The organism is Myxococcus sp. CA023 (assembly GCF_010998615.1).
In the GTDB taxonomy this organism is placed as follows: domain Bacteria; phylum Myxococcota; class Myxococcia; order Myxococcales; family Myxococcaceae; genus Myxococcus.
The window spans coordinates 1-4,778 of record NZ_JAAEAH010000158.1 but is presented as its reverse complement, the minus strand read 5'-3'; the positions used below and the strand labels follow the sequence as shown (position 1 = coordinate 4,778).

Annotated in this window: 2 protein-coding genes; both read left to right on the top strand. The window is 70.7% G+C overall.

Annotated features, from left to right (window positions below):
• Positions 1-272: 272 nt before the first annotated feature.
• Positions 273-3,188, top strand: coding sequence for a cell wall anchor protein (locus F8M74_RS36890; protein ID WP_141259073.1), 2,916 nt, complete (start codon positions 273-275; stop codon positions 3,186-3,188).
• 292 nt (positions 3,189-3,480) lie between these two features.
• Complete coding sequence (locus F8M74_RS36885) at positions 3,481-4,074, top strand: hypothetical protein (protein ID WP_141259072.1); 594 nt, start codon at positions 3,481-3,483, stop codon at positions 4,072-4,074.
• Positions 4,075-4,778 lie beyond the last annotated feature (704 nt).

Below are 4,778 nucleotides of genomic sequence, written 5' to 3'. Positions count from 1 at the left end.
GGGAGGGTGCAGAGGGGCCGAGGAGGGCCGCTGACGGGGCCGCCCGAGCGATGCTCCCGGCCGGTGGACAGGCCGCTTGAGCCCCCTTGGGGCACACGCCGTGACCGCATGGACAGGACTGCCACCTTCTTTCGATCCCACCCGACGATCCCAGCCGTTTCACGGCAGATTTCCCGTGTCATGACAGTCGATTGCGCTTCTCGCTTCGGGGTCCTTCACATGGCCGATTCCCGGACCTCCAGTCCGGTGAGTCGACACCCGATCGAAACCCCATGACCCCATTCCGAAGTCTGTGGATCGCGGCCGCCCTACTGATGGCCGCCTGTGGAACGCCTGAGCTCGCGCAGCCCGACGACGTACAGGATGCGACGACGGCCCAGGGCCTCTCCACGCTCTCCGTGCGAGGAACCACCAGCGCGAGCGGCCTGGCCATCACCGCCCTCTCCATCCCCCCCCCCGTCGGTACGGCCGCCGGAGATGTGCTGGTGATGCAGCTGAGCAATCGCGAGGCCGTCGCCGCCGTCGCCACCCCACCCGCTGGCTGGACGCTGCTGCGCTCCGAGCAGAGCGCCTCGGCCATCAAGTCCTGGCTCTTCCTCCGCGTGGCCAGCGCGGCCGAGCCGAGCAGTCACACCTTCACCCTCGACCTCGCCAGCTCCATGGCGGCCACCCTGGTCGCGGTGTCGGGCGCGGATCCGCTCCAGCCGATCGACGTGCACGTGGGCCAGAAGAATGGCAACAGCGCGAGCCTCGCGCTGCCCGTCGCCACCACGTCGTCCGCGAACGGCCTCGCAGTGTGGTTCTCGGCCCAGGTCTGGGGAGGCGCCGCGTGCCCCGCGGTCCACACCCCTCCGACGGGCTTCACCGAGCAGCTCGACACCTGCCTCGTCTCGTCGTCGCGCGGCGTGCTGCACAGCGCCGCCACCTCGGAGCTCGGGGCCGCAGGTGCCCAGCCCGCCTTCACCGGCAGCTCCACGCTCCCCAACACCAACATCACGCACGCGGTGGTGCTGCGTCCCCTCCAGCCGCCGGCCACCGAGGAGATCACCCTCGTCGGCACCACGCACGCGAGCGGCAAGACGGTCACCAGCCTGACCCTCTCGACCCCTACGGGCGTCGCCGCCGGTAACGTGCTGCTGGCGCACCTTGCGAACCGGAACCAGATCGGCGCCGAGATCACCCCGCCTGCAGGTTGGACGCTGGTGCGCACCGACATGAGCACCTGGAGCATCCGCGGCTGGGTCTTCGTCCGCGTCGCCACCGCCAGCGAGCCCGCGAGCCACACTTTCCAGAGCTCCATCGCGAGCTACCTCGTCGGCAACCTCGTGGCGTATGCCGGCGTCGATCCGGCCAACCCGATCGACACGCACGCCGGCAAGAGCAACAGCGGCTCGACGGCCTTCACTACGCCGCAGCTGAGCACCTCGACCGCGGGCGGGGCTGCCGTCTGGTTCGGCGCGCAGGCGTGGACCGGCGCCGCGTGTCCGACCCCGGCGATCGAGCCCCCCGTGGGCTTCGCCGAGACCTACGACACCTGCTTGGTGTCCTCGTCCCAGGGCCTCGTCTTCAACGCCGCCTTCATGCCCCTCGCCGGTACCGGCCTCCAGGGACCGTTCAACGGGAGCTCGACGTTCGCCGAGACCAACGTCGCGCAGGTTGTCGCCCTTCGCCGCGCCGAGGTCGCGCCGTCCTCGGGGGTCGCGTTGCGTGGGAGCTCGCACCACAGCGGCCTGTCGATCGCTTCGCTGTCGATCCCCAAGCCGTCGGGGACCGAGGCCAACGACGCGCTCATCGCGCGGGTGACCGTGCGCAACAACATCTCCGCGACCGTCACGCCGCCCGCCGGCTGGACGTTCCTGCGCTCGGAGCAGAGCGCCTGGGCCATCCGCACCTGGATCTTCTACCGCGTCGCGGGCGCCTCCGAGCCTGCGAGCTACGCGTTCGAACTGGACGCGACCACCCACATGGCGGGGAGCGTGGAGGCCTTCAGCGGCGTCGATCCGGTCCAGCCAATCGACGTGCACGCAGGCCAGAAGAACGGCGACTCCGCGTCGTTCACCGTGCCCGACGTGGTGACCGGCAGCGCGGGTGGCCTCGCCGTCTGGTACGGCTCACAGGTCTGGCCGGACGCCACCTGCCCTGCCACCGGCATCGAGCCGCCGCTCGGCTTCACCGAGGCCTTCGACGCGTGCATGGGTCACACCAACGGACTGCTCTTCAATGCGGCCTACCGGTCGCTCACCGCGCCGGGCCTCCAGGCGGGCCTCTCCGGCAACTCCGCGTTCGTGCAGACCAACACCGCGCACGTGATCGTCCTGCGCGCCGCCAACGCCCCCACCTGCATGGTCGGCGACACGTACGCGAGCACCTTCACGCTCCAGGGCACCGTGACCGCGCCGGAAATCGTGGAGCCCTCGGGCCTGGCCGCGAGCCGCGTGGTCGGCAACGCGCTCTACGTGCACAACGAGGACACCACCGCGATCGTCGCGATCGACACGCTCAACGCGAGCACGATCGGCACGTTCAACGTGACCAACGTGACGCCGGCCGACTGGGAGGACCTCGCAACCGGGCCCTGCCCGAGCGGCTCGTGCATCTTCATCGGTGACATCGGGAAGTGGAGCGCCAACTTCCCTGCGGGTGGCAGCCCCACGTCGTTCACGATCTACCGCGTGCCCGAGCCGGATCTCGCCAACGGCCAGACCTCGGGGGGGCTCGTCGCCGAGGCTTTCCCGTTCGTCTATCCGGACGGCGCGAAGGACGCGGAGTCGCTGATGGTGCACCCCACCACCGGGGACATCTACGTCGTCACCAAGAACGGGGGCACGGGGCAGAGCGGCGTGTACAAGTTCCCCCAGCCGCTGACGCCGGGCGTGCAGGCCACGCTGATCCACGTCCACACGATCCAGCTGCCGCTGAACGGAGACGCCAACTTCTCGGCCGCGACCGCGGCGGCGATCCACCCATGCGCGGATCGCTTCCTCCTTCGCACCTACCGCACTGTCTACGAGTTCCGTGCGACGCCGGGACTTGGCTTCGAGTCGGCCGTCTTCGCGACGCCCGTCACGCTGACCGACACCACCGAGGGCCAGGGTGAGGCGATCGAGTACGAGGCCAACGGCGCGAGCTACTTCACGATGAGCGAGAGCCCCTCGCCCTTCAAGCTCAAGCGCGTGCCCCTGCTGTAGGACCGCGTCGACACGCCGAGGAGCAAGGCCGGTCGTGGGGCACGTCCCCATGGCCGGCCTTGCTGTTCCGAGTTGGGAGCTCGCGCTCGGTGCCGCCGTTCACGCGGTCGTACACACGGCGTCCCGCCTGAAGCCCAGGCACACCCGCGGGCCGGAGCATGAGCACCGGTCCCCGCGCGCATCGCCGGGCCTCATGCCTCTCCTCGGACGCGACGTGCAGCACGGAGGTCTCCGCGTCAGACTCCTTGCGAACCCGCGGGGCAGCTGCGCCCGCTGCGAGGGAGTCCACGCGATGGAGACCATGGCCACGGCGCTGCGACGCTACTTCGACGAGAGCGGCTTCGGAGAGGACGGCGGGTACGCGTCCGATTGGGTCGACTTCAAGCTCGGCCCCCTCCCCTTCCCGCTCCCCAACACCGAGGCTCGCAAGCGCGCGGTGCGCTTCCACGATCTGCACCACGTCCTCACCGGCTATCGCACCGACCTCACGGGCGAGTTCGAGATCTCCGCGTGGGAGATCGGCGCGGGCTGCGGCGACTTCCACGCGGCCTGGGTGCTCAACCTCTCGGGCATGGCCGGGGGGCTGCTGACGGCCCCGGTGCGCACCTGGCGCGCGTTCGTCCGCGGGCTCGACGAGCAGTCCACCTACGGGCGCGACTACGAGGCGCTGCTCGAGCGCAACGTCGAGGACCTGCGCGCGGAGCTCGGGATCGGAGCAGGTCCCCACCGAGCGGGCCTCGGCGCCGCGCTTCGCTTCGCCGCAGCGATCACTGCGGGCGCGGTGGTCGGCTCGCTGATGATGCTGGTGCTCGTCTCTCCCATCACCCTGGCGCTCTGGTGGCGGGGCCGAAGGGCCAAGGCCCAGGCGCTGGCCGCCGCGCCCTGAGGGACGCCGACGCGCCGGACCGGACGCGGGTGAACCGCGCTGACCCACCACCTCGCCGCGCGGGCGCGCTCAGTTCCAGGTGCCGTTGAGCGCAACGCCCATGCCCACCGAACAGCGGCGCGCCGCCTGCGGACACCAGCACTCCCCAGCCGGCGTACTCGCTACGGATGAAAGCGCTCGCGACGACGCCGAGGGTCACGCCGACGGCCACACCAGCCAGCATGCTCCACCAGGCGCCGTCTCCGTCCATCCAGTGGCCCACCAGCAGGGTCCCGCCCAGCAGGCCCAGCCCGGCACCGATGGTGCCGCCCGCGACGAGTGCCGCGAAGGAGAAGAAGCCTTGGATCCGTCCCTCGCACATCGCGAGATTGGCGATCAGGTAGCCACCCGTGCCCAGGAGCGCTCCGCCGGCGGCCCCCCAGCGACGCGACCGCGAAGCGAGGCAGGTTCACGCCCAGGAGCGAGGTGCCTGCGCGCTGCGCCTCGCCGTCAGCGGGAGGCATGGCGAGCGTCGAAGCGAAGCTGGCGTGCGCGTCCTGGGCAACCGCCTCGACCACCGCGGCCTCGGGGGTCTGGGCCTGCACGCCGATCGGCGCGAGCATCGCCAACAGCAGGAGCATCCAACCGGTCATCGACGTCACGCGCACATAAGAGGAATGGGGGCCCTGTTGAGGGGGGAGGGAGGGTGCAGAGGGGCCGAGGAG